1 protein-coding gene and 1 pseudogene are annotated in these 1183 nt (G+C 73.0%); both read right to left on the bottom strand.

Features of this window, described 5'->3' with window-relative positions; translation table 11 throughout:
- Positions 1-717 (bottom strand): YfjP family GTPase (locus tag H0487_RS22665; protein WP_312856071.1); only part of this gene is annotated, 717 nt, incomplete at its 3' end.
- A 240-nt stretch (positions 718-957) separates the two neighbouring features.
- Positions 958-1183: pseudogene (locus tag H0487_RS22660) on the bottom strand (hypothetical protein); the annotation flags it as partial.

The following is a 1183-nucleotide window of genomic DNA, read 5'->3' as shown; positions in this document are numbered from 1 at the left end:
CTCGGCCACCCGGTCCTCGAGCGCCTGGGCCTGCTGCGGCGTGATCTCGCGTCCGGGAGCCTCGCCGCCGGCGGCGTCGAGACGACCCGCGGCCGCGGCGATGTCGGCCTCGACCCGGACCGTCGTGCTGCGCTTCTGCTCGACGCGCGAGGCGATCTCCTGGCGGAGCTCGTCGACCCCGATGCCCTCCCGGGCGCTGATCGGGATGACCTTGACCGACCCGAGGCCGTCAGCAGCGAGGAGCCGCTTCACGTCGTCGACCATCCCCTGCCGCTTCTCCGGCGCGATGGTGTCGACGTGGTTGAGCACGACGAGCATCACGCCCGCGTGGGTGGCGTAGGGCGCCAGGTAGCGGTCGTGGAGGGCCGCGTCGGCGTACTTCTGGGGGTCGACCACCCAGACGAGAAGGTCGGCGAGCTCGACGAGCCGGTCGACCTCGAGGTGGTGGGAGACCTCGGTGGAGTCGTGGTCGGGCAGGTCCATCAGGACGACGCCGTCGAGCGCCTGGTCCTGCCGGGTGTCGAGCACCGTGTCCCGCATCGTCTGGTGCCGGGGCGGGATGCCGAGCCAGTCGAGGACCTCCTCGGCGCCCTCACTCCCCCAGACGCACGCGGTCGCCCACGACGTCGTCGGGCGGCGGACACCGGTGGACGACAGCTCGAGGCCGGTGAGGGCGTTGAACGTCGAGGACTTGCCCGAGCCGGTCGCTCCGGCGATCGCGACNCGAGGACTTGCCCGAGCCGGTCGCTCCGGCGATCGCGACCACCGTGTGGTGCGCGGACAGCCGGAGCCGTCCGGTCGCCCGTGCGACGGTCGCCTCGGTCTCGTCGAGGAGACCGGCGTCGAGGTGACCGCGCGCAGCGGTCACCGCCTTCTCGAGTCCCTGCAGCCGCTCGCCGATCGCGGTGCCGCGGGTGGCGAGATCGCGAACCTCGCGATGCTCCCCAGCCGTCTGAGTCACAGGTGTCCTCCCGAGCCCTTCTGGATCGTGGCGGCGTAGCGCAGGTCGTCGACCCGCCGCGCGGCCGCACGGAGGTGCTCCCCCGCGTCCTGCGTCGGCTGCCACTGGTCCGCCGGTGCAACGTAACGGGTGCGCTCGCCGGCGAGCAAAGCGGTGATCCGGTCCTCGAGCGACGTCCGCGCCCGGTAGCGGAGCTGACCGGCTGCACCGGGGCCGACGACG

It is taken from the genome of Nocardioides stalactiti (assembly GCF_014180715.1).
GTDB classification, from domain to species: Bacteria; Actinomycetota; Actinomycetes; order Propionibacteriales; family Nocardioidaceae; genus Nocardioides; species Nocardioides stalactiti.
The sequence above is the reverse complement of the archived record's forward strand: the minus strand, read 5'-3'. Positions and strand labels throughout refer to the sequence as shown.